This is a genomic window from Collinsella sp. LCP21S3_D3 (genome assembly GCF_052118305.1).
Lineage (GTDB): Bacteria > Actinomycetota > Coriobacteriia > Coriobacteriales > Coriobacteriaceae > Collinsella.
In genome coordinates, this window is record NZ_JBQKHK010000006.1 from 80,647 (window position 1) to 106,171 (window position 25,525).

Consider the following 25,525-nt stretch of genomic DNA (forward strand, 5'->3'; position numbering starts at 1 on the left):
GCTGTGGTCGATGGGGTGGATTCGGTGACGTGGACCTGCGTGCAGCCAACCGGGTTCTCCTCGGTCGATGCTTCCGAGCGGCTGCGCGAGGCACTGGCAGCGGCTGGCTATGACGTGGCTGCCGACCTGGCGCGTTCCGGCGAGCCCACCAAGATCAGCAGCATGTGCACGGTGTTTGCCGAGAGCGAGGTCATTAGCCTGATCGGCCGCGGCGAGCCGCGCGAGAACATTGCCCGCGGTGTGATCGAGAGCGTCGTGTCGCGTGTGGCGACCATGGCCTCGCAAGCCGCGGGCGCCCCGTACTATCTGACCGGTGGTCTGTGCGAAAACGCCTATGTCATCGAGCGTCTTGGCGCATTGGTGGGCTCGCCGGTCACTACCTCGCCCCAGGCCCGCTTTGCCGGTGCCATCGGCGCGGCCATTCGAGCCCAGGCGCTCGCGTAGGGGGCCGGTGCGATAAATTGCCCGCTCTCGGCGCCGTCATGCGTATACTGGGAGGAACTGATTGACCGATGAGAGGAGGTATCGATGGCTGACGATCTCATGAAGCTCACGCAGATGACTGCCGCGAGCGGTTGAGCCGCTAAGTTGGCTCCTGGAGCCCTCGCCCAGGTCCTGGGCGACTTACCCAATGTGCATAACGACAACCTGCTCGTGGGGTTCGATACCTCCGACGATGCGAGCGTCTTCCGCGTTGGCGATAACTTGGGCCTCGTGCAGTCCATCGACTTCTTCCCACCGATGGTCGACGACCCGTTCCTGTTTGGCCAGATCGCCGCGGCAAACTCGCTGTCGGACATATACGCCATGGGTGGACGGCCGAGCCATGCCATGAACCTGCTTTGCATACCCAGTTGCCTGGGCGTTGAGGTTGCCGGCCAGATTCTGGCGGGTGGCGCCGACAAGTGCGTCGAGGCCTGCTGTGCCATCGCGGGCGGCCACACCATCAACGACGACGAGCCCAAGTACGGCCTGTCCGTGAGTGGCTTTGTCGCGCTTGACCGTATGCTCGCCAACAGCGGCGCACGCGTGGGCGATGTTCTGCTGCTGACCAAGGCGATCGGCTCGGGCATCATCACTACGGCCATTAAGGGCGAGCTCATCGAACAGGACGAGGCCGCAGCCATGTTTGACTCGATGCGGACCCTCAACGAGGCTCCGATTCGTCTGGCCGAGGACCTCGAGCTTCATGGCTGCACCGACATCACGGGCTTTGGCCTGATCGGACATGCGTGCGAGATGGCCGAGGGCTCGGGCGTGCAGATTGAGCTTGTGTCGGGGGCGGTGCCGCTCTTTGACCAGGTGCTCGACATGGCACGCCTTGGCATTATCCCTGCCGGCGCCTACCGCAACCAGGACTTCTTTGGCCCGCGCGTGGCAGTCGACGATGGTCTGGAGCCGGGGATGCTCGACGCGCTGTACGATCCGCAGACCTCGGGCGGCCTGCTTATCGCGGCACCTGCTGCCGATGTGGATGAGCTTGCGCGCCGTCTGCATGCCGAGGGGCGCGTTGCCTCCGTCGTCGGCCGCGTGTGCGAGCCGGTGCCAGGTGGTTCTGCCGTCCTCGTTGTCCGCTAGCCCGCACGTTTATGTAACTGTTTACCGTTCTCTAGAACGGTTCTTTCGAAAGGAAAGGCTATGTCTACCAAGATTGAAGTCAACGCCATGGGCGATGCCTGCCCGCTGCCCGTCGTCAAGACGCTTAAGGCGCTCAAGCAACTCGATGGCGAGGGCGTTGTCGTGACCTCGGTCGATAACGAGACCGCCGTCAAGAACATCTCCAAGATGGCGCAGGAGAAGGGCTGCACGGCCTCGGTCGAGAAGGTTTCTGACGCCGAGTGGCACGTGACCGTGGCGACCGCCGGTGCCGTGGCCGTTGCGGACCCCGAGCAGGATGGCGCTTCCTTCTGTGATGCCAGCGCCGGCAAGGGCAAACTCGTCATTTCCGTCTACACCGACTGCATGGGCAGTGGCGACGACGAGCTGGGCCACAAGCTCATGAAGGCGTTTATCTTTGCCGTGACGCAGCAGGAGGAGCTGCCCGCGACCATGCTGTTCTACAACGGCGGCGCCAAGCTCACCGTCGAGGGCTCGCCGGTGCTCGATGACCTGAAGGGCCTGGCCGAGCAGGGCGTCGAGATTCTCACTTGCGGTACCTGCCTGGACCACTTTGGCATTAAAGACCAGCTTGCGGTGGGCGAGGTCACCAACATGTACGTGATCGTGGAGAAGATGGAGCAGGCCGTGCGCGTCGTGCGCCCGTAGCGTTTGGGCGGGATTGCCATGAGAGAAAAGCGCCCGGCGCTTGTCATCACGTTTCCCACCACGGCGGCCGCCATGGGGTGCGAGACCCTATGCATCGAGCGCGGCCTTCCCGGGCGCACGATTCCCGTGCCCGGGGAGGTCGCTGCCGGCTGCGGCTTGGCGTGGAAGGCGTTGCCTGCCGATGAGGAGCTGCTGCGCGCCGAGCTTGCCGCAGCCGGTGTTCCCACCGAGGGCTTTACGGTGATTGACATGTGGGAGGTCGTGCGATGATCTATCTGGATAACGCGGCGACGACCATGCATAAGCCGCAGGCGGTCATCGATGCCGTGACGCAGGCGATGTGCTCGCTCGGCAATGCCGGGCGCGGCGCCACGTCGGGTGCTCTCGATGCGGCTCGTACGATTCACGGTTGCCGTGCCAAGCTCGCGCGCCTTTTGGGTTGCCCGAGAGCGGACCATGTGTGCTTTACGCCCAACTCCACGGCTGCGCTCAACACCGCCATCTGTGGCGTGGTGCGCCCCGGCGACCGTGTGGTCACGACGGTGCTCGAGCACAACTCGGTGTTACGCCCGCTCAATCGCCTGTCGGCGGTACAGGGTGTGGCGGTTGAGCATGCGGGCTGCGACGCGAACGGCGTGCTCGACTACGACGAGCTCGAGCGGTTGGTGACGCCGGACACGCGTGCTGTGGTGGTGACGCACACCTCCAATGTGACCGGCAACGCGGTCGACATTGCGCGCGTAGCGGCCATGGCCCATGCGGCAGGTGCGTTGGTGATCGTCGATGCCTCGCAGTCTGCCGGCACGGCGCATATCGATATGCACGCCATGGGGCTCGACGTTGTGTGTTTTACCGGTCACAAGGGGCTTATGGGTCCGCAGGGGACCGGCGGCCTAGCCGTGGCGGAAGGCATTGACGTGGCACCGTGGGCCATGGGCGGCACGGGCGTTCACAGCTTCGATGCGCTGCAGCCGCTTGAGTGGCCCACGCGCCTTGAGGCGGGCACGCTCAACGGTCACGGTATCGCGGGCCTTTCTGCCGGCCTCGACTTTATCGAGGCCCAGGGTGGGGTCGAGGCGATTGCGGCGCATGAGCGCTCGCTTGCAGAGCGCTTCCTTGCCGGCGTGCGCGAAATCCCCGGCATTGCGCTCTACGGCGCCTTTGACCAGCCGATGCGCTCGGCGATCGTTTCGCTTAACGTGGGCGATATCGACTCTGCCCAGATCTCGGACGCGCTCATGCAAGGCTGGGGGATTGCGACGCGCCCCGGCGCCCATTGTGCCCCGCTCATGCACCGCGCGCTCGGGACTGAGCGTCAGGGTGTCGTTCGTTTCTCGTTTGGGTATTTCAACACGGACAGGGAAGTCGACACCGCGATTGACGCGCTCCGCGATTTGAGCTGCGATTAGACCAACCTTCTGTGCCCTTAGATAAACCGTTTGCGCAACCTTCCCGCATTGTCGCTTATACAGGGTATTGTGAGATGATGGCCCGCACTGGGTCCTCGGTATCTTTGCGAATTGCGGGAAGGTTCCTATGAACAGGATCACTGCTGCCCTCTATAGGTTTTTGGTCGTCTATCTTTCGGTCGCGATGGTCGTGACCTCGATACCCCTTGCGCCCAGCACAGCCTATGCCGATGATGCTGGGGCGGTCGCCGTCGAAAACGAGGCCCAAGAGACCGACTCGGGCTCTGACGCTGATGCCGATGCGGTCGATAACGCGTCGTCTTTGGGCGAGGGCGGCTCATCCACAACTTCCGACCAAACGAATAACGCTCTGGACGAATCGTCCAGCTCGGATACCAGCACTTCCACGTCGAGCCTGGCCCAAGATCTTTCGAGCTCCGCGACCAACTCCGATGCAGCAAAGACCTCGCCTGCAACGGCGGAACCCTCGTCCGATGACAGCGAAGTCGATCCCCTCGTGTATGAGGACCCAACGGTCTATGAGTATGCCAAGCTTATGCCGAACGGCTATGTGTATCCGTGTGATGCTGGCGGAAGCGTTACGGTAGAGATTGATGAAAACGACCCGAATGAGAACTCTGTCGATGGTCAATTGGTGACCAACCTGATCGTTGATTACGGAGTGGATGGGGTCCCCGGATATATTTGTGAGTACTCCTCCAATCTGCGCTCGGTACGTTTTGAGAACAGCTCTATTTCTTCAATTGGATTACACGCCTTTTCTGGCTGCTCGAATCTCGCCAATATCAGCTTTTCCGGTATGACCATTGGGGGCATCGGAACAGAAGCGTTTTCTGGGTGCGGATCGCTTACGAGTCTGAACATTAATGACGTTGCTACCATCGGCTCTATGGACGATGCCGCGTTTGCCTGGAGCGGGCTGCGGTCTACGGGGCTCGACAAGGTCGTTGGTCTCAGTTCGATTCCTGAGAACGCTTATAATGGCTGCAGCGCTCTGACCGATACCGGTCTGGGAGGGAACACATCTATCACATCAATCGGCGTTAATGCGTTCAAAAACTGCTCTCGCCTTGCGACGACGGGGCTCGAGAACAATACGACGATCAAGACGCTTCGCGAAGGCTGTTTCTCCGGGACCAATATGAGCGGCGGGCTGACGCTGCCCCTTTATTCCAAGATCGAGGAACTGCCGAGCCGTGCGTTCTATGGCTCTAAGCTTGAAACTGTGTACTTTGGATGCGACCATGTGGTGCTCATTAATTCCACCACGTTCCCCAAGCAAAACATGACCGTCATGGTCCCTGCCAAGATGGTTTCGCAATACGCAAGCGGTCGCCCCAACGAAGTTTGGGAGAGTTGCAATGGCTGCCTGCCCGTCCCCGTGGGCAAGATGCTTCAAAAGATTAAGGTCTCGCGTGATCCCGACAAGATGGCCTATCAGCAGGGTGACACCATTTCGCTCGAGGGCATGAGCGTCACGTTTCAATATCCTCATTCGACGATGGATAGCGACTACGAAGCGCTCATAAAGGACGAACTCGGCGAATACCTTACGGCGACCCCCTGTGATGGTGATGTCTTCGACGAGTCGATGGACGGAGAACCTATACAGCTCGTGTACGACGATGGCTACACGCGCCTTGTCGCGTACAGCAAGGGCAACCTGCAGCAGGCGGCCTACGAGTATGCCAAGTTCATGCCGAACTACTACCTGTATCCGTGCGACGCAAACGGAAATCTTACGGTAGAAATCGATGAAAACAACCCGCGCGAGAACTCCGTCGACGGTCGAATGGTAACGAATTTGATTGTCGATTACGGGGTTGATGAAGTCGACGCACAGCTCTGCGCCGACTCTACCAATCTGTGTTCAGTGCGCTTTAAGAACAGTTCCATTTCCAAAATCGGACTGCACGCCTTCTATAACTGCCCGAATCTCACCGATATCAGCCTTTCCGGCATGACCATCGGTACCATCGGGAAAGAGGCATTCTATGGCTGCAAGTCGCTTACGAGTTTGAACATCAACGAGGTTGCCGCCATTGGCTCTATGGGCGACGCTGCGTTTGCCGAGAGTGGGCTGGTGTCCACGGGGCTCGACAAGGTTGTCGGCCTCACATCGATTCCCGACAGAGCCTACGAAGGCTGCAGAGCTCTGACCGATACCGGCCTGGACAAGAATACCTCCATTACATCGATTGGCGTTTGCGCGTTTAGGTTCTGCTCGAACCTTGCTACCACGGGGCTCGAGAGCAACACAACGGTCGAAACGCTTGGTCACACCTGCTTCTACGGCACCGACTTGAGCGGCGGGCTGACACTGCCATATAACTCCAAGATCGAGGAGTTGCCGAAAAAGGCGTTTGGCAGTACCAATCTCGAGACCGTGTTCTTTGGGTGCAACAATGCGGTGCTCATTAACACCGACACGTTCCCCAAATACAACATGACCGTCATGGTCCCCGCCAAGATGATTCCGAAGTATGCTAACGGGCATCCCAAAGCTGTTTGGGAGATGTGCAACGGCTGCCTGCCCGTCCCGGTGGGCAAGGTGCTCGAGAACGTTGAGATTTCATGCGACCCCAACAACATGACCTATGAGACGGGGGAGACCATTTCGCTCGAGGGCATGAACGTCGAGCTCGATTACCCGCATTCGGTATCGATTTGGGACTACGAGGCCCTCATACAGAAAGAGCTCGGCGAGTACCTTACGGCCACCCCCTGCGATGGTGATGTCTTCGATGAGTCGATGGACGGACAGCCCGTAAAGCTCGTGTATGACGACGGCTATTCGCATTTCGAAACCCAAACCAAGGGCACGCTACAGCTTAAGAAACCCACGCCGACATCGTTCCAGATCTCCTATGCCCAAACGATTGATAAGGGCGAACACAAGCTGATGGATGGCGTTGAGCTTCCCGATGTTTCCGGCACGATGACGATCGACGCAGGTGCCGAAGTCGCGCTCGATGCCGGTACTTTGGGGATGCTCAACGACAACATCACGTTTAAGGGCTGGTATGACACCGAGTCCGGCAAGTACATCTCCAAGGAGCCGGTCTACACGTTTACGCCAGATAAGGACCTGTCCCTGGAGGCTCGCTTTAAGCTCAAGGACTATGCGGTGTACGTCAACGATGCGCAGGCGACCGACTCGTCGCAGGACTTTGCGCACCTGAGCGTTACCGCTCAAAACTGCTATCGCAATGCCGGCGAGACGGTTGAGGTTTCCGCTGTCACGGATAACGCGCTGTTCCTGGGCTGGTATCTGGGCGAGGGCGATGATGCGTACGCCGTGAGCGATCAGCTTGACTTTACCTATACGGTGGACAAGGCGGACGCGATTGTGTCCGAGGACAAGACTGACGCTAGGATCGAGATCACTCCGCGCTACTGCGCTCCGCAGGCGAGCGTTGTGCTGGGTGTGGACGGGGTCGATGAGAACGGGCAGCCGCTCGGACAGTTCCTCTCTACCGGTCTGTACGGTATCGGGTCGCGCGTAACGGTCGTGGCGGTGCCAATGCCTGGCTATGTGTTTGACTACGCGACCGATGCCCTCGGCAACGTTGTCTTTACCGGCGACGATGGTCCGTCCTACACGTTTGTGCTCGAGGGAGATGTGCAGTACACCGCGCATTTCCGCGCTGCGACTGACCCCGACGAGTCACTCGCAGCGCTTAAGGCTGCGCTCATCGCCGCGATTACGGCTGCGGCCGTCCTCGCTACCATGTATGGGCTGGGCGAGATCGTCGACCCCATCGCGGCCGATGCGGTGATCGAGATCGGTATGGCCGACAACATTGAGGATGTTGCCGCCGTCGGCACGAAGGTGCTCAAGGAGATTAAGGACATCATCGACGACCACAAGAAGCCCAAGCCTCATGGCGACCATAAGATCGAAATAATTGCCACCGCGCAGCCCGAGGTGGGCGGCGTCGTTACCGGAGGCGGTATCCACTATGAGGGGACGGTCGCCACGCTGGAGGCTGTCGCCAATCCCGGCTATCGCTTCGTGTGTTGGAAAGAGAACGGTGTCGAGGTCTCGACATCACCTCTCAAGACGATGACGATCACGGACCTGACGCCCGAGGTCGTAAAAATGACGGCCGTTTTCGAGAAAAAAGTTGAGATTACGGCGGTTGCCGAAGCCGATGGCATTCAGGCCGATTTTTCGACAGGCTGCACCGCAAGCCCCGTAAAGCAGAGCATTACGCGTGGCGATCAGGCTATGGTCACCGCGAGCGAGGGTCCCGACTATGCCTTTGTGGGATGGTTTGAGGACGGCATCGAGGTCTCGCCCGAGCGTACGTATATCTTCAAGGCCGAGGTCGACCGCCATCTGGTTGCACGCTTCCGCAAGGCGGATAAGACAATCCTGGTGAATACCGACCCCTTCGATAGCGCCGAGGTGCTGTGCGATGGCGTGCCGGTCGTGGATGGCAAGGTTCGCGCGAAGGATGGGGACATTCTCACGTTTACGATGCGGCCCAAGGTGCGCCCCGACAATCCGGAAAAAACGTATCGGTTTGTGGAGTGGCGCGAAACCGATGCGCAGGGCATCACGATTGCCAACAAGCAGGAAGTTTGCGAATACCGCGTTAACGGGAATGCCCGGATCGAGGCTGTAATGGACGGCAGGGATGCGCATATCGTGCGTGCCGAGGCCGACCCGCTCGAGGGCGGCACCGTTACACTGAAGCGCGGCGAGACTGCCGGCATGGTGCTCGAGGTTCCCGAAGGGCAGCGCGTGACCGCGGAGGCCACCCCATCCGAGGGTTATATCTTTGACGGTTGGTATCTGAGCAATGGTGGCTCGGATACTACGTCGACGCTGGTGTCGAGCGAGCGTTCCTATACCTTTGAGCCCATTACCGACTGCGTGGTCCAGGCGAAGTTTACGCGTGCCTGCAAGGTAGACGTGGTCGTTGAGCCGGCCGCGGCCATGGCGGGCAAATATTTAGTGCACGGCGAGGGCTACTGCATGAAGGGCGAGCCTGCCATGCTGAGCATAGAGCTCACGGCCGAGGCGAGCAAACAATTTACCTTTAAGGGCTGGTACGACGCCAAGACGGACCTGCTTTTGGGCACCGACCCCAGCTACCTCGAGTTCTATCCCGAGGACGTGGAATGCACCGTGCGCGCGGTGTTTGAGGAAAATACCTATACCGTGACGGCGAAGGCCAAGAAGACCTTTATGGAGCGCGGTGCGGTTGAGATTGAGGGGCACCCGGGGGCATCTTCGGTTACCTGCGGATATGGCGACACGGTGATGCTCAAGGCAAAGGCCAATGACGGCTACCGCTTTGACCATTGGAAGGATGACTCCGGTAAGGAGTACGACACCGCCGAGCTGGTCGTTAAGGTTACCAAGAGCGACACCTATACCGCGATCTTTACCGACTCAAAACCCGAGGTCATGGTCACGGCTGATTCGTGGCTCGGCGGTACCGTGACGTGCAACGGGACTGTGGTGAAGCCCACGACTGATAAGTTCAAATTAGGTGAGACCCTTCATCTGACGGCCAAGGCCCATCCTGGCTTTTTGTTCTGGGGTTGGTACGTCAATGGCCGCCTGAAGAGCCTTAAGCATGAGACCTCGTTGGTTGCGAAGGCTCGCGGTAAAACCGGGCACTGCGTTATTACCGCGGCCTTTGTGCCTGTCGATACCGTTTGCGTACCCCTCGCCGATCCTGCGGAAGGTGGCACCGTCAAGGCGAGCCGCGTCCTTGCCGACCGCGGCGCTGAGGTTGCCCTGAAGGCGACGCCCAACCCCGGTTACGTCTTTACTGGTTGGTATACGGCCGACGGCACGTTTGAGTCTGCCGATGCGGAGTTCACCTGCCACCAGGAGCGCAGCCATGTGCACATCGCTCGCTTTATGGCAAAAAGCTATGAAGTCGACGTCACGGCGGTAGTCGATTCCGGCACCGGTTCGCTGGTCGAATCGAGCGTCGCCGGCTGGGTCGAGGGCACAGGTACCGTTGAGGCGGGGCATGCCGCCACGCTGACCGCGCATGCGCTTTCGGGCTATGCGTTTGAGTATTGGGCCGATGCCTCGGGAGCCGTGGTAAGCCGTGACAGAACCTATCACGTGGTGCCGACGTCTGACACGACGCTCCAGGCCGTGTTCTCGGCAAAGCAATGTACGGTGGACGTCTCGTGCGAGGAGAGTATGGGCACGGTCGAGGGCGCGGGGACGTATGCCGCCGGACAGGTCGCAACCGTGCGTGCGGTCGCCGCCGAGGATACGGCTTTTGTGGGCTGGCTCCGTAACGGCACGTGCGTGAGCTCCAAGAAAACTTATCGATTTACCGTGCGTGAGGATACGTCGCTCTATGCCCTCTTTGCGTCGGGTTCGTATGTCGTGCATACCGTTGCTTCGCCTGGCGAGGGCGGAGCCGTGAGCGGCTTTGGTGGCTATGAGTCCGGCGACCGCGCAACGCTTCGCGCGACTGCAAACACCGGGTATTCGTTTGCTGGTTGGACGGACGACAGGGGCGAGACGGTCAGCGAGAACGCCGACTATACCGTTAAGGTCACGGACGACGCCGCCTACACGGCGACCTTTGCTCCTAAGTCCTATCAGGTCGTTTTGAGCGCGAGTGACGATAGCGTTGGTACCCTGAGCGGCGAGGGCTCCTATCAATTCGGTGATACGGTCGAACTCAACGCTACGCCTATGGGAATCAAACGTTTTGTCGGCTGGTATGTCCTGGATGCCGAGGGCAGCAAGTCGCTGCTGAGCTGCGACGCCCATTGTTGGGTTAAGCTCGACAAGGATATGGTCGAGGGGCTCGAGGACGATACGTTGGAGCTTCAGGCCGTGTTTGCCGATCCGTACGAGGTGACCGTTACGGGTGAGGTCGTGGTGAAGGACAAGGCTTCGAACAGGGACTGCCGTGTTACGGGTAGCGGTAGCTTTGCCGCGGGCGATCAGGTGGAACTGACCGCTGTTGCCGGTATGGGCTATCGCTTTGTGGGCTGGAGCACCGATAAGGCGGGTACCTCGATTGTCGAGACCGCGACGACCCTCGATGTGACCGCCACACAAGACATAACGTACTACGCGCAGTTCGAATCCGATGGACAGGTGACTATTACCGTCACCGGCTCGTCCATCTTCCGCGGTACGGCCCTTCTGGTCGACGGTATTCCTGCCGGCAGCAGGTCGTACGACAGGGGCGACATGTTTATGGCGTTCGCGATCCCGTGGAAGAAGTACCACTTCTCACATTGGGTCGATGATGCGGGTGTCACGGTGAGCTACAGCGCGTTCTATATCGGTACCGCAAAGGAGAATAGGCAGCTTACGGCCGTGTTCTATGAGACGGGCTGCGATGTTCAAGTCGCCACGTATCCCAAGGGCGCGGGCTTTAGCATGGTTGCGCTTGGTACCGGCGGCTCCTACCATTCCGCGGCGATTATGTTTACCGTGCCGCACGAGGGTTGGAAGTTTAAATACTGGGTCGACGAGAACGGCATGCCTGTGGGCGCCACACCGGTGATCAACCGCGTAGTGTTTGGCAACCGTACTTTTACGGCCGTTTATGAGCGGGCGTCGATGACGGTTACGGCGGTGGATTCGCGTCAGGGCGGACACGTCGAGGGTTCCTCCGAGGACGAATCTCTGGGCTATGCCGTGACCAACGAAGTCGAGAACGGTGAGTCCACGACCCTGACTGCCGTTCCCGATGCGGGCTATGTGTTTGATGGGTGGTATGCGCGCAATGACGACGGGTCGTTGGGCGATGAGCCGCTGAGCACGGATGCTACCTGGACGTTTGTCCCCGAGGACAACATGACCGTCGAGGCGCGCTTTGCGGAGGCGCCTAAGTACAAGGTGACGGCCCGAGCGGTCAACGGATCGGTTGATCCGGAGTCTGCTTTGGTCGCTACGGATGGCAAGGCGACGCTTTCGGCGACGCCCGATGAGGGCTGCTATCTGACGCGCGTGACTGTTGCCGAAGAAGCGGGTGATGAAGGTTCGGCCGGCAATGCCTATGACCTTGATATTTCTGACTATAAGGGTGGGGCGTACGAGGTCACACTGAGTGGCGTGAGTGCTCCGCAAAAGGTCACGTTTGAATTCGCAAAGGCAGCGGCTCCACAGGTCCTTGCGCAGCCGCAGGATGCGAGTGCTTACGAGGGCGATCCGGTTGAGCTTTCGGTCGCCGCCGAGGCGGGGCGCAACGTTCGCGTCCATGCGGCCGTGTCATCTGGATCCGCTGCAGACGTCAAGCTGAGCTACCAGTGGTATCGCATGTCTGACGATGGTGGCAAGGTAGAGCCGCTAAAGGGCCAGACGGGGGAGACGCTTTCGATCGCCCAGCTCGACAGCGACGGCGAGGGCGAGTACTTCTGCCGCATTACGCAGAGCTACCTGGGCACGGTGACAAAGACGGATACCGAACATGCGAAGGTATCCATCGTGCCCCGAGAAGCACTTGTGTTTAACGGGCGTGTGCTGCCGGTGTCGACCGCTCACGATGAGTACCGTGCAGAGATTACCGGCGCTACGGGCGGCAAGGCGCCGTATGCGTATAACTTGGGTGATGTTGCGGTTCCTGAGGGCATGCAGCTGACGCTGGCAGATGACGGATCGGGCGCCTTGGTGCTCTCGGGCGTGCCTGCGGCTACGGGTGTGCATAGCTTCAAGATTAGGTGTACCGATGACCTGGGTAATAAGCGCGTAGCGCATTTTGTGCTGCTCGTGAAGGCGAAGAAAGCCCCACTTGCATTTGAGGGCCAGACCTTTACCTACAATGCGACGGCGCAGGCCCCGGAGCTTTCGGGCGTGCCCGAGGGTTGCGAGGACGATGTCGAACTAACGTATGTTGGCACGGACGACACACATTACTCGTCGTATCAGGCGCCGGTGGATGCCGGCACGTATCGTGCGGTGGCGACGCTCGAAGCCAACGGATATGTCGGTAATGCCTCCTGTGACTTTACGATCGAGAAGGCCCCGGTCGATATTTCGATCGAGACGTCTGATGTGACATACGATGGCGCACGACACGGTGCGGCGGTTGCGGTTGCCGGCCTTGATGCGTCTGCCTATTCCGTTGCCTATCGCGGTATAGGTGGAACGTCCTATGGTCCGACGGCGCTGGAGCCGTGCGACAGTGGCAACTACCGCGTCACGGTTACGGTGACTGACACCAACTATCAGGGTAAAAAGTCCGCCGAGTTCTCGATTGCAAAGGCAAGCCAGGTCATTACGGGAACGACGATCTATTCGGGTGTTTACGGTGGAGACCCCATTGTGTTTAACAACGTTGCCCAGACTCCCGTGAGCTTTGAGCTGGTTGATTCCGATGACGATGCGAGCTCGGTTTCGATTAAGGGGCGTTGTGCGACGGTGAAGGCCGCCGGTACGGCGCGTGTTGTCGCCCGTGCCGCTGCCTCGCGTAACTATCTTGCCGCCGAAGACGTTGAACTGACGGTTACTGTTGCGCCGGCTCAGCTGCTGGTGAAGGTCGACGATGCTGAGCGCTTTGAGGGTCAGAAGAACCCCGAGTTTACCTCCAGCTTGGTGAGTCGTTGCGACACGTCGGACGTAAAGGTTACGTACTTCTGCTCGGCGAATGAGAAATCGCCGGCGGGTGAATACCAGATCGACGCGGCGGTCGCCGATCCGAACTTTGATGTCGCGGTCGACCCCGGCACGCTGACGGTCAAGAAGAAGCCCGAGCACTACAAGGTGACGGCGAAGGCGGTCAACGGTTCGGTCGACAATGCTTCGGTTTCGGTTGTTGAGGGCGGGGAAGCGATCCTCTCGGCAACGCCCGACGAGGGCTGCTACCTCGAGTGCGCGACGGTCGCGCAGGCAGGCTCGGATGCGACCGTTGACCTCGACATTTCTGATTACAAGGGCGGGGCGTACGAGGTCACGTTGAGCGATGTCACCGCATCGCAGGAGGTCACGTTCGAGTTCGCGAAGGCGGACGCTCCGCGTGTGGTCGCGCAGCCGCAGGACGTGAGCGTCCATGAAGGCGATTCGGCTGTGCTCTCGGTTGCGGCCGAGGCAGGCAAAAACGTCGCTGACCACGCTGCCTCGTCCACGGGTTGCGCTGCCGAGGTCGAGCTTTCCTACCAGTGGTTCCGCATGGTGAATGGCAAGGCCGTGGCGCTCGAGGGCGAGACGGGGGAGACGCTCTCACTCGCGGACCTCGATGACGAGCAGGCCGGCGAGTATTTCTGCCGCGTCACTCAGCGCTACCTTGGTACTGAGAAGCAGACGGACAGTGATTGTGCCTCCGTCTCCATCGTGCCGTGGGACACCCTTGTATTTAACGGCGACCTGCTGCCGGCAGCGAGCGCCCACAGCACGTACCTCGCAACGATTGCCGGGGCCGCGGGCGGCAAGGCTCCGTACGAGTACGCATGGGATGAGGCGAAGCTCCCCGACGGGCTCAAGCTCTCCCGTACTTCGAGCGGCCTGACGCTCTCTGGCGTTCCGTCCAAGACGGGCGTTTCCACCTTCGACATCACGTGCACGGATGCACGTGGCGAGGCCGTGACTGCCCACTTTGCGATCGTTGTTCAGGCAAAGCGCGTAAAGCTCGCGTTTGCGGATAGCGACTTTACCTATAGCGGCATGCCGCAGACCCCCGAAGTTTTCGGTGCTCCTAAGGTTTGCAAGGGCGACCTTAAGGTCTGGTACTACGGATGTGGAAGTACGCAATATTCCTCGAGTGAGGCCCCGACCGATGCCGGTACGTATCGCGCTGTCGCCATGCTGCGCAGCCACGGCTACATCGGTGCCGCTGCCTGCCAGTTCGAGATCGCACCGGCAAAGCTCAAGGTGAGGGTTGACGACGCCGAGCGCTTCGAGGGAGAGGCGAACCCAGCGTTTTCCTCGAGCCTGGAGAGTGCGGTTGACACTTCGGGTGTGAAGGTCGAGTACTCCTGCGATGCCGACGAAAACTCACCGGCGGGCAAGTACCAGATCGGCGCGACGGTCACCGACCCGAACTTCGATGTCGAGGTCGTGCCCGGAACGCTGACGGTTAAAAAGAAGCAGGAGCCCGTCGATCCCGGCCCGGTGATTCCGGACCCGGACAATCCGGACCCGGATAACCCTGAGCCGGACAATCCAGATAACCCTGACCCGGATAACCCTGACCCGGATAACCCTGAGCCGGACAATCCAGATAACCCTGACCCGGACAACCCGGATCCCGATCAGCCTGATCCGGGCCCCAAGCCTGATCCCGATAATCCCGACCCTGATAACCCCGAGCCCGATAACCCGGACAAGCCCGAGCGCTTTGAGGTGACGGCGAAGGCGGTCAACGGTTCGGTCAACAACGCTTCCGTCACCGTTGATGCCGGCGGCGACGTGACGCTCTCGGCGACGCCTGACGAGGGCTACTACCTCGAGCGGGTGACGGTCACGGAAGCCGACTCGGACAAGGCCATCGATCTTGATATCTCCGACTATGAGGGCGGAGCGTACGAGGTCACGCTGAGTGGCGTCACCGCGTCGCACGAGATTACGTTCGAGTTCGCGAAAGCGGACGCTCCGAAGGTGATTGCGCAGCCACAGGATGCGAGTGCCCACGAAGACGATGCTGTTGTGCTCTCGGTTGCTGCCGAGGCGGGCAAGGGCGTCCTCGACCACGCGTCCTCGTCCACGGGTTCTGCTGCCGAGATTGAGCTTTCCTATCAGTGGTTCCACATGGTGGGCGGCGAGGCTGTGGCGCTTGAGGGCGAGACGGAGGAGACGCTCCTCATCGAGGGCCTCGATGAGGATTGCGCCGGCGAGTATTCCTGCCGCGTCACTCAGCGATATCTTCGTACCGAGACACAGGTGGACAGCGATCGCGCCGTCGTTTCCGTTGTGCCCCGGGATGCCCTCGTGTTCAACGGCGGTCTGCTGCCGGTCGCACGTGCGCATAACACGTATCGCGCGACGATTTTGGGTGCCGCGGGTGGCGAAGCTCCGTATGAGTACACGTGGGACGACGCTAAGCTCCCAGACGGATTTAAGCTCATCCGCACGGCGGGCGGTCTGACGCTCTCGGGCACCTCGTCCAAGGCCGGAGTGTCTACCTTTGACGTCACGTGCAAGGATGCTCATGGCAAGACCGCGACCGCGCACTTCGTTCTGGTCGTTCAGGCGAAGCGGGTCGAGCTCGCATTTGCAGGCGGCGACTTCGTTTATAGTGGTGACGCCCAGGCGCCCGAGGTCACGGGGGTTCCCAAGGCCTGCGAAGGTGACTTGAGGATCAGGTATTACGGGACGGGCGGCACACACTATTCGTCGAGTGAGGCCCCGACCGATGCGGGCACGTATCGCGCCGTTGCCACGCTGCGAAGCAACGGGTATATCGGCGCCGCCTCGCGCAACTTCAAGATTGCGCCGGCGAAGCTTAAGGTAAAGGTCGACGATGCTGAACGCTTCGAGGGAGAGGCGAACCCCGCGTTTACCTCGAGCCTAAAGAGTTCGGCCAATACCTCGGGCGTGAAGGTCGAGTACTCCTGCGTCGCCGATGAGAGTTCCCCGGCGGGCGAGTACCAGATCGAGGCGACGGTCACCGACCCGAACTTCGATGTCATGGTTGAGCCCGGTACGCTGACGGTGAAGAAGAAGCAGGAGCCTGTCGACCCGGACCCGGTGGTTCCCGATCCGGGCAAGCCCGACCCGGACCAGCCGGACAAGCCCGAGCCTGACAACCCGAGTAAGCCGGAGCCGGAAAAGCCCGGAACGCCCGATTCCGACCAGCCGGATTCAAAGGATCCGACAAAACCCGGTAGCCCGGATGACTCCGCAGTCGATAAGGCAAAGGCATCGGGCGCGGAAAACTCCGGTAAGAAGGAGTCTTCCAAGTCGAGTGCTCAGCAGCTCGCCGATACGGGCGATCGCACGCCGTTGGCTGTCGCTGTGGCCGCGGGTGCTGTTGCGCTTGTCGCACTGGGGCTCGAGCTGCTGCGTCGCCGTCGCTCTGACGCGTAGCGGATCTAAAGAGGCAACCAGATTGATGCTTTGCATCATCTGACCTGCTCAAACGTTTATACTTGCGGGACGGGTCTTTTGCCCGTCCCGTTTTTGTTTCGACCCGAAAGGTGGTCCCATGGCCTCATCCGCCCCGCGCGGCCTGCGCTCCGACCATGTCGTTACCGTCGGCATCGCCCTGTTCTCGATGCTCTTTGGCGCCGGCAACCTCATTATTCCGCCGCTGTTGGCGCTCCAGGCAGGCTCTGCCACGCCGCTCGCCATGCTCGGCTTTCTGATTGCCGCCATCGGCCTGCCCGTCATGGGCTTTATCGCCGTGGCGCTTGCCGGAACGGCGCGCGAGCTGGCCGGGCGTGTGCATCCTAAGTTTGGCGAATTCTTCGTTGCGGCGGTGTATCTAGCCATCGGCCCGTGCCTGGCTATTCCGCGCACGAGCTCCACGGCCTTCGAGATGCTGGTGCCGCTGCTGCCGGAGGGCGTCTCGCTCGGCACGGCACGTCTGGTGTTTGCCGTTGGCTTCTTTGTCGTCGCGTTTGTGCTCACGCTGCGTCCGGGCGTTATCACGCGCGTGCTCGGCCGCATTACGGGCCCCGCGCTCATTGCGCTCATCGTGCTGGTCGTGGGTGCCGCCGTGGTCTCGCCGTTGGGTCCCGCTGCCGCGCCTCAGACTCCCTACGATGCAGGCGCTGCCGTGCAGGGCTTTTTGACCGGCTACCAGACCATGGACCTGCTTGCGTCGCTCGCCTTTGGCATTATCATCGCCGAGACCATCCACGAGCTGGGCGTGACCGATGACAAGCGCGTGGCCTTCGAGATCTCGCGTTCTGGTGTGATCGCCGGCGTGCTCATGGCCATCATCTACTGCGGCCTGGCGCTTGCCGGCATGCAGCTCGGCACGGTTATGCCCGATGCCACCAACGGTGCCGCCATCCTTGCCCGCTCTGCCTCCATGCACTTTGGTCTTGCCGGCACGATCGTGGTCTTTGCGATCTTTTTCCTCGCCTGCATGAACGTGTGCATCGGCCTCATCAGCTGCTGCTCGCGCTACTTCTGCGAGACGTATGTGGTCGAAGGGGGAGCGGAGGCTTCCGAGGAGGCTATGCGCCGTCCCTTCGCGGTTCTCGCCTTTGTGTTCGCGGCGTTTTCTTGCGTGCTCTCCAACGTGGGCCTCGACGCGATCCTCATGTTCTCGGTGCCCATGCTCAACGCCTTGTATCCCGTTGCCATCGTGCTGGTGCTTATGGGCCTGGTGCACGGCTTTTGCGACGCGCATCCGCGGGTGTGGGTTTGGGTCGGCGGCGTCGTCGCGGTGCAGAGCGTGATCACCTCGGTCCGCGACGCGTTCTTTGCGGGCGCGTGGCTGCCGTTTGATGCGCTGCCGCTGGCAGATATCGGCGCTGCGTGGGCGCCGGTCGCTGTGGTGGCGTTTGTGATCGGTCTGGTTCATAGCCAGTTTGTCGCACATTCGAGGAGCTAGGGTATCGTCGCTTGCACAGGCGGGAAGTCTCTCCTATAATTTCCTTCGCTTTGGGACACGCAAGGTTTAGACCTTAGCTGCTCAACACCTTCGGGACGTGGCGCAGTTTGGTAGCGCGCCTGCTTTGGGAGCAGGATGTCGCAGGTTCAAATCCTGTCGTCCCGACCATATCTTGCGGGCGTAGTTCAATGGTAGAACCCCAGCCTTCCAAGCTGATGACGCGGGTTCGATTCCCGTCGCCCGCTCCATAGGATAGTTTTAACGGCTTTGGCTCCATTTGGTGCCAGAGCCGTTTTCATAAGCGTGCCGGGCGACGGGAATCGAACCCGGCAGGGTGCGAAGCTGAGAAAATGCGTGAGCATTTTCCAGCGCAGCACGCAAGGGCCAATGGCCCGCAGCGAAACAAGGGTTTGCGAAGCAAACCCTTGGACTTCCCGTCGCCCGCTCCATAAGATTGATGAATGGCTCTGCTTCCTTTTGGAAGCAGAGCATTTCCATATACATGCTGGGAACCCCACATCCCCTCCTAAGTTGCGGTGAAATACGGACTGTTTTCCGGCTTTTATGGCCCATGTAGTCCGTATTTCACCGCAACTTGCACCTGCGCTTCAGGTTGAGATTGCTCGGCCAGGAAACGCCGGCTATTATCTGGCAGATTATGGTTGGCACGTGCCGTCGCTACTCGAGGCCTGCGATGCGCTGCTCGACGAACGCGGTTTTCGCGGGTCGGCCAAGGCCGGCATCTCGGTGTTTGACGACGACTTTGGCCTGCATGCTCAGCAGGTGGCACCATCCGCCTGCTCGACAAACGCGACGTGGCCCGCAAGTCGATGTTCACCGCGCATTCGCTCCCTTTGTCGATTCTGATCGAAGAAATCGAGCAATCGTGCGATGATATCTTCTTCATAGGGATTCAGCCGGGCGACACGGAGTTCTACAACCCCATGTCCCCGGAAGTCTTTGACGCCGTTGACGCCGTGTACGACGCCGTGGCCGCCAACGACTTTTCCCACTTTGTCCGCTTGGGACAGGAGCTGTAGCAGCGCTTGTCCCTGGTGATTAGGAAAGAAGTGATTGACATGGCAGATTTCAAGGTGGAGTACCCTGCTCCCGATTGCCTGGCGCCCGCCGCGATCGAGGCCAAGACCGAGGCCGCCGGCGTGACCAAGGCTAACCTGCCGGTCGATAAGGCCTTTCTGTTGGCAATGTTCGCCGGTGCGTTTATCGCCTTCGGCGGTCTGTTCTTTACGGTGTTTTTGAGCGACAGCACGCTGGGCTGGGGTGCCCAGCGCGTCGTGGGCGGCCTGTGCTTTTGCCTGGGCCTGGTGCTGGTGCTGGTGTGTGGCGCCGAGTTGTTCACCGGTAATTCGCTTATGGTCTGCGCGCTCAAGAGCAAAAAGATCACCCTGGTCCAGATGCTCAAGGCATGGCTCGTCGTGTGGCTTGGCAACTTTGCCGGTGCCTTGTTCATCGTCTTTTTGGTGTACATGGCCGGCATTTACAAGCTCAACGGCGAGGCGGTCGCCAATTCCATGGTGAGTGTCGCCGCCGGCAAGGTGACGATCGACTGGCTGACGATCTTCTTCCGCGGCATCCTGTGTAACATCTTTGTGTGCCTGGCCGTGTGGATCGGTACCGCCGGCAAGACCGTGGTCGATAAGGTCGTGGGCATTCTGCTGCCCATCGCCGCCTTTGTGGCCTGCGGTTTTGAGCACTGCGTTGCCAATATGTACTTTTTGCCCATGGGTGCCGTGATGCACGCGTGCGGCTATGGTGCCGACGTCGCCGGCGCCGATGCGCTCAACGCCGCGGGCATTGCGTTTAACCTGTCCGCCGCCACGCTGGGCAACATCGTGGGCGGTGCGGTTCTGGTCGCGATCGGCTACTGGTTTATCTACGCCAAGAAGTCTGAGGCGTAGGGTACCGTCTGTTTGACGTTGGACCTCCCGCGGGGCGTCGCCGTGCGAGGATAATAGCGATTGATTGACTCAGCCGATCGAATCGGCTGATAGTTTGACGTTCGAACGATTGATTCACCTTTGGGTTTGAAAGGCCGCACATGAGCGATAGCCAGAACATGTCCGATGAGGTTCGCGCCCGCCTGCGCGCCATTCCCTCCGTCAACGAGCTGCTCGCCGAGTGGCCGGTAGTGAAGGCGGCGGGGGAGACCTGCGACGCGGTGGTGCATGCCGCCGTCACGGCCGAGCTCGACGAGGAACGCGCCGCCATTCGCGCCGGTGCCGCCCCGCGCTCTAAGCGCGACCTGGCCTCGGCGATCGGGTGGCGTGCGCACCGCTCCGCGCTGCCGAGCCTGCGCCCTGCCGTCAACGCCACGGGCGTGGTCATCCATACCAACTTGGGCCGCGCCCCGCTCGCGGAGTCGGCGGCAAAGGCCGTGGCCGAGGTTGCGCGCGGGTACAGTACGCTCGAGTACAGCGTGGACACCTGCTCGCGCGGGTCGCGCAAGGAACACGCCGCGCATCTGATCCGCTCGCTCACCGGTGCCGAGGACGCGCTTGTGGTCAACAACAACGCCGCCGCGGTGCTGCTGGTGCTGGCGACCCATGCCGCAGGCAAGGAGGTCGTCGTTAGCCGCGGCGAGCTTGTCGAGATCGGCGGCAGCTTTCGCATCCCCGATGTCATGGCGTCTTCGGGCGCCAAGCTCGTCGAGGTCGGCGCCACCAACCGCACGCACCTAGCAGATTATGAGCAAGCCATCACGCCCGATACGGCCATGATTCTCAAGGTCCATCCTTCCAACTATCGCATCGAGGGCTTTCACGAGGAGGTGAGCTCTCGGGAGCTTGCGGCGCTTGCTCACAAGCATGGCCTGCTGTTCTATGAGGACCAGGGTTCGGGCGCGCTCCTGCCCGATGACATCCTGGTGCGCGGTGGCGAGGAACCCACACCGGCTTCGGTCGCGGCGGGGCTCGATATCGTGTCGTGCTCGGGCGATAAGCTGCTGGGCGCGGCGCAGGCGGGCATCATCATGGGCCGTCGCGATCTGGTCCAGGCCTGCGGCGCACATCCGCTCATGCGCGCTCTGCGTCCGGGCAAGTTGGCGCTTACGGCGCTCGAGGCCACGCTGCGTATCTACATGGACGGCGCCGATGTTGCCCATCGCGATATTCCGGTGCTCAGCATGCTTACGCTGCCGCAGGCCCATTTGGAGCGACGTGCCCGCAAGCTGCGCGATCGTATGGTCGCCGGGCTCGATAAGGCCGGTTGCCCGTGCGCCGTTCAGGTGGAGATCGTCGAGGAATCGTCGACCCCCGGTGGCGGCTCGCTGCCTACCATGGAGTTGCCCACGATGTGCGTTGCCGTGCGTCTTGTTGACGCGCGCCTGACGGTCGATGCGCTCAAGCGCTCGCTTGTCCAGGACTTCGACACGCCGGTCGTCACGCGAACCTCGCACGATCGCATTTTGTTTGACGTTCGTACGCTCGTGGGCGACCGCGATATCGAGACGGCGGCGTCGACGCTTGCCGCATGCGTTGAGAAGGCGATTGCTCGATGAGTGAGGTCCAGGCGCTGGTGGAGTGTCCCGTTATCGTTGGCACGGCGGGCCACGTCGACCACGGTAAGTCGGCATTGATCGAGGCACTGACCGGCAAGAATCCCGACCGTCTGGAGGTTGAGCGTCGTCGAGGTATGACCGTTGAGCTTGGCTTTGGCGAGCTGGCGCTGCCGAGTGGCAAGATTGTCGGCCTGGTCGACGTGCCTGGACATGCCCACTACTTGCGCGCCATGGTGCAGGGCGCCACGGGTATCGACGTGGCCGTGCTGGTGGTTTCGGCCGTCGAGGGCGTGATGCCGCAGACCCGCGAGCACGTGCATGTGCTGGAGCTGCTGGGCGTTACGCATATGGTGGTCGCGCTGACGATGTGCGACCTGGCCGATGCCGAGATGACCGAGCTTGCCGAGCTCGATGTCGATGACTTTTTGTCGGGTACCGTGTTTGCGGGCGCGCCGATTGTGCCCGTGTCGTCCAAGACGGGCGAGGGGATCGACGGGCTGCTTGCGGTGGTCGACGAGCAGGTAAGTGCCTGCTGGGATGCTTGCCGCGACCGTTCCGATCGGAGCGATGCCTCGTCTCGCCTGCCGATTGACCGCTGCTTTACGATCAAGGGTGTCGGCACCGTCGTTACGGGAACGCTGCACGATGCGCCAGTTGCGGTGGGCGACGAGCTGATGGCTTTGCCGTCGCGTACGGTCTGTCGTGTGCGCGGGATTCAGGTGCATGGCGATACGCTGCGCGCGCTGCCTGGGCAACGCGTGGCGCTCAACCTGGTCGGTGACGGTGTCGCGGCGCTTGACCGTGGTGAGATGCTGGGCGTGGAGGGTCGCTTTGGTCAGACGTTGCGCTTTATGATGACGTTTACCTACCTGGGCCGCGAGGGCGCCAAGCCGCGCGTGCTCGAGTCGGGCGCGCGCGTGCACGTGATGGCCGGCACGGCCGAGATCGTCGGCCGCGTCATGCTTTTGGAGGGCGAGGCCCCCATGGCGGTGGGCGAGACCCGTACCGTGCAGGTGCGCCTGGAGGAGCCATTGCCGCTGCGCGCCGGAGACCATGCCGTGGTGCTGTCGTATTCGCCCGTTATGCTCATCGGCGGCGGGCGTGTGCTGCTTTCGCGCTGCCGTCGCTCGCGCGAGCTTTCGGCCGGCGAGCGTGCGCTGTTTGCGGCGCTTGAAGCCGGCGATGCCGTTGCTGGCGTAGACGCGTGGCTGGCGCTGCAAGCACTGCCGGTTGCGGCGGCTGATGTTGCCGAGGCGCTCGATCTTGTTGCCGGTGAGGTTGATGCCGCGCTGGGCGAGTTGGTGGCGCGAGGTGTTGTTTGCGAGCTTGCCGGCTCGGGCGGCACGTTGTATGCGAATGGCGCCGTGCTCGATGCCGCGATGGGTACGCTGGCGGCGACCCTGTCTGCCATGCACGCGGCGGCTCCCAAGGAGACGGGCTTTACGCCCGGCGCCGTTGTCCAGGCTGCGTGGCCTGCCGCCGATGAAGGCGTTGCCGCGGCTCTGATTGCCGAGGGCTGCTCGCGTGGCGTGTGCGCCGCCGAGGGCACCGAGGTGTTCGACCCGCACTCCGCTGCTGCCGCGGCGCGTGTGGTGCGCGAGGCGTGTGAGCGCATTGCGGCGCTGCTCGACGGGGCCGGCCTCGATGCGCCGACGCTGCCCGAGGTGGGTGAGCGACTGCAGCTCGACCGCGACACCATGACGCGCGCCCTGCGCGAGCTTTCGCTCAACCGCTCGATCGTTAAGGTCGAGCGCGACGTTGCCCTGTCTGCCATGTCGGAAGCCCATGCGCGCGAGCTTGTCGCCGCCGCCATTGAGGCAGCCGGCGGCGCTGCCACCACGAGCGTGCTGCGCGAGGCGCTGGGTGTGTCGCGCAAACGTGCCATCAGCATCTTGGAGCACCTGGATGCCGTGCGCTTTACGGTGCTCGACAAGGAAGCCGGCGGCCTGAGGTCCCTACGCTAGACTGGCTGGTCGGTTTGGTAAAATACCGCCGCACTTGGGAACGGATGGGCTCCGGTGGGCTCCGCGGTCCTCAAAACCGTTGCGAGGCGTGCAAAACGTCTTGGATGTGTTCGATTCACATACGTTCCCGCCACACGCTACCAGCGCTTTTGCGCTCGCGGTCTTGCTGCTTGCCGCAAAGGCGCTGTTTTGTTTTTGTGCGGGTCGGCCGTGTCGTCTGTCTTGCCGCCGGTGTGCCCGGGCGCATCATGTGTCCCCAATGTGGTGGTTTGGAACATGTGGACGAAACAGCTTCGAAACACGCGATTTCTACGTCGGGTGCTCAAAAACGCTTCTACCTGCATCGTAATCAAAATGAAACATCTGCTCGTCGGCTTATGCGAAACTTTGCTGCAACAGTGCGATATTATCCATACACGATAAAGTTCGCGGCGCATAGGGTGCCGTGACCGACATTTTCGTTTCCCATCATTGGAGGAAGCATGAGCTACACGCAGAAAGTTCTCGAAGAGCTCAAGGCCCGCTATCCCGAGCAGCCTGAGTTCATCCAGGCCGCGACCGAGATCCTCGGCACCATCCAGCCGGCGCTCGACGCCCATCCCGAGTACGAGGAGGCCGCCCTGCTGGAGCGCCTCGTCGAGCCCGAGCGTATCGTCATGTTCCGTGTTCCCTGGGTCGACGATCAGGGCAAGGTTCAGGTCAACCGCGGTTACCGCGTCGAGTTCAACTCTGCCATTGGACCCTACAAGGGCGGCCTGCGCTTTAACCCGACGGTCACCCTGGGTATGCTCAAGTTCCTGGGTCTGGAGCAGATCCTCAAGAACAGCCTGACCACCCTTCCCATGGGCGGCGGCAAGGGCGGCTCCGACTTTGACCCCAAGGGCAAGTCCAACAACGAGATCATGCACTTCTGCCAGTCCTTCATGACCGAACTCTATCGCCACATTGGCCCCAACACCGACGTTCCCGCCGGCGACCTGGGCGTTGGCGGCCGCGAGGTTGCCTACATGTTCGGTCAGTACAAGCGCCTGACCAACGAGTGGACCGGCGTCCTTACCGGCAAGGGCCTCTCCTTTGGCGGCTCGCTCGCCCGTACCGAGGCCACCGGTTACGGTCTGGTCTACTTTGTGGACGAGTACCTCAAGAGCCGCGGCGACTCCTTCGAGGGCAAGAACGTTGTCGTTCACGGCTCCGGTAACGTCGCTATCTACGCGGTCCAGAAGGTCGCTCAGCTCGGCGGCAAGGTGCTCGCCTGCTCCGATACCCACGGCTGGGTCGAGGATCCCGACGGCATCGACTACACCGTGCTCGAGCACGTCTACAACAAGAAACGCTCCGGCCACGACAAGGGCGTCACGCTCGCCATGTATGTTGACGAGAAGCCCAACGCCGTGTGGCACGAGGGCGACGGCCGCGGCGTGTGGCAGCTGCCCTGCGACATCGCGCTGCCCTGCGCTCGCGAGAACACGCTGCTGCTCGAGGACGCCCAGGCGCTCGTCGCCAACGGCTGCAAGGTGGTCGGCGAGGGCGCGAACATGCCCACGACCATCGAGGCCACGACTTACTTCCAGGAGAACGGCGTCGCCTTTATGCCCGGTAAGGCTGCCAACGCCGGCGGCGTGCTCGTGTCCGGCCTGGAGATGAGCCAGAACGCCGAGCACCTGTCCTGGACCTTCGAGGAGGTCGACGGCAAGCTCGAGCAGCTCATGCGCGGCATGTTCCACAACGTGGACGACACCGCCAAGGAGTACGGCCAGGAGGGCAACTTTGTCATGGGCGCCAACATCGCCGGCTTCCTGAAGGTCGCCGACGCCATGCTCGCCCAGGGCGTCTGCTAAATCTTCGCTTGACATAGCATGTGATGAGGCTCCCAGCCATCCGGCTGGGAGCCTTTTTCTATGGTGGCGA

The 25,525-nt window shown here is 61.4% G+C and carries 12 protein-coding genes and 3 tRNA genes; all 15 read left to right on the top strand.

What is annotated here, in order from left to right:
* Positions 1-3 precede the first annotated feature (3 nt).
* A complete protein-coding gene (locus ACTQ1S_RS04275; RefSeq protein ID WP_441053913.1) occupies positions 4-444 on the top strand; it encodes a BadF/BadG/BcrA/BcrD ATPase family protein in 441 nt (146 codons plus the stop codon).
* An 84-nt stretch (positions 445-528) separates the two neighbouring features.
* Positions 529-1,578: a selenide, water dikinase SelD gene (gene selD / locus ACTQ1S_RS04280; RefSeq protein WP_441053911.1), complete on the top strand. Its 1,050-nt coding sequence runs from the start codon at positions 529-531 to the stop codon at positions 1,576-1,578.
* Positions 1,579-1,638: 60 nt separating this feature from the next.
* Positions 1,639-2,265, top strand: a complete 627-nt coding sequence (gene yedF, locus ACTQ1S_RS04285; RefSeq protein WP_441547142.1) for a sulfurtransferase-like selenium metabolism protein YedF — start codon at positions 1,639-1,641, stop codon at positions 2,263-2,265.
* Positions 2,266-2,283: 18 nt separating this feature from the next.
* Entirely contained in the window at positions 2,284-2,535 is a 252-nt protein-coding gene (locus ACTQ1S_RS04290; protein ID WP_427795782.1) for a DUF3343 domain-containing protein, read from the top strand.
* Positions 2,532-3,674 (top strand): aminotransferase class V-fold PLP-dependent enzyme, encoded by a 1,143-nt coding sequence (locus ACTQ1S_RS04295; RefSeq protein ID WP_441053907.1) that lies wholly within the window; start codon positions 2,532-2,534, stop codon positions 3,672-3,674. The genes ACTQ1S_RS04290 and ACTQ1S_RS04295 overlap by 4 nt, the downstream gene beginning before the upstream one ends.
* Before the next feature lie 127 nt (positions 3,675-3,801).
* Positions 3,802-16,659, top strand: coding sequence for an InlB B-repeat-containing protein (locus ACTQ1S_RS04300; protein WP_441547143.1), 12,858 nt, complete (start codon positions 3,802-3,804; stop codon positions 16,657-16,659).
* A 118-nt stretch (positions 16,660-16,777) separates the two neighbouring features.
* Positions 16,778-18,136 (top strand): branched-chain amino acid transport system II carrier protein, encoded by a 1,359-nt coding sequence (brnQ, locus tag ACTQ1S_RS04305; protein ID WP_441547144.1) that lies wholly within the window; start codon positions 16,778-16,780, stop codon positions 18,134-18,136.
* Positions 18,137-18,227: 91 nt separating this feature from the next.
* Positions 18,228-18,304 (top strand) — tRNA-Pro (locus ACTQ1S_RS04310).
* Positions 18,305-18,310: 6 nt separating this feature from the next.
* A tRNA-Gly gene (locus tag ACTQ1S_RS04315) sits at positions 18,311-18,384 on the top strand.
* A gap of 549 nt (positions 18,385-18,933) precedes the next feature.
* On the top strand, positions 18,934-19,176 hold the full coding sequence (locus ACTQ1S_RS04320; protein ID WP_441547173.1) for a hypothetical protein: 243 nt from the start codon (positions 18,934-18,936) through the stop codon (positions 19,174-19,176).
* A 39-nt stretch (positions 19,177-19,215) separates the two neighbouring features.
* Positions 19,216-20,055, top strand: coding sequence for a formate/nitrite transporter family protein (locus ACTQ1S_RS04325; protein ID WP_441547145.1), 840 nt, complete (start codon positions 19,216-19,218; stop codon positions 20,053-20,055).
* Positions 20,056-20,195: 140 nt separating this feature from the next.
* Positions 20,196-21,653: an L-seryl-tRNA(Sec) selenium transferase gene (gene selA, locus ACTQ1S_RS04330; protein ID WP_441547146.1), complete on the top strand. Its 1,458-nt coding sequence runs from the start codon at positions 20,196-20,198 to the stop codon at positions 21,651-21,653.
* On the top strand, positions 21,650-23,617 hold the full coding sequence (gene selB / locus ACTQ1S_RS04335; RefSeq protein ID WP_441547147.1) for a selenocysteine-specific translation elongation factor: 1,968 nt from the start codon (positions 21,650-21,652) through the stop codon (positions 23,615-23,617). Before selA ends, selB begins: the two co-directional genes overlap by 4 nt.
* A gap of 36 nt (positions 23,618-23,653) precedes the next feature.
* Positions 23,654-23,750 (top strand) — tRNA-Sec (locus ACTQ1S_RS04340).
* A gap of 349 nt (positions 23,751-24,099) precedes the next feature.
* On the top strand, positions 24,100-25,455 hold the full coding sequence (gene gdhA, locus ACTQ1S_RS04345; RefSeq protein ID WP_154515369.1) for an NADP-specific glutamate dehydrogenase: 1,356 nt from the start codon (positions 24,100-24,102) through the stop codon (positions 25,453-25,455).
* Positions 25,456-25,525 lie beyond the last annotated feature (70 nt).

Excerpts from the sequence above, each read along its gene's own strand:
- ACTQ1S_RS04300 (WP_441547143.1), top strand. The coding sequence starts at position 3,802 with ATGAACAGGATCACTGCTGCCCTCTATAGGTTTTTGGTCGTCTATCTT.
- gdhA (WP_154515369.1), top strand. The coding sequence starts at position 24,100 with ATGAGCTACACGCAGAAAGTTCTCGAAGAGCTCAAGGCCCGCTATCCC.
- yedF (WP_441547142.1), top strand. The coding sequence starts at position 1,639 with ATGTCTACCAAGATTGAAGTCAACGCCATGGGCGATGCCTGCCCGCTG.
- selA (WP_441547146.1), top strand. The coding sequence starts at position 20,196 with ATGAGCGATAGCCAGAACATGTCCGATGAGGTTCGCGCCCGCCTGCGC.
- ACTQ1S_RS04295 (WP_441053907.1), top strand. The coding sequence starts at position 2,532 with ATGATCTATCTGGATAACGCGGCGACGACCATGCATAAGCCGCAGGCG.
- ACTQ1S_RS04325 (WP_441547145.1), top strand. The coding sequence starts at position 19,216 with ATGGCAGATTTCAAGGTGGAGTACCCTGCTCCCGATTGCCTGGCGCCC.
- selB (WP_441547147.1), top strand. The coding sequence starts at position 21,650 with ATGAGTGAGGTCCAGGCGCTGGTGGAGTGTCCCGTTATCGTTGGCACG.
- brnQ (WP_441547144.1), top strand. The coding sequence starts at position 16,778 with ATGGCCTCATCCGCCCCGCGCGGCCTGCGCTCCGACCATGTCGTTACC.
- ACTQ1S_RS04290 (WP_427795782.1), top strand. The coding sequence starts at position 2,284 with ATGAGAGAAAAGCGCCCGGCGCTTGTCATCACGTTTCCCACCACGGCG.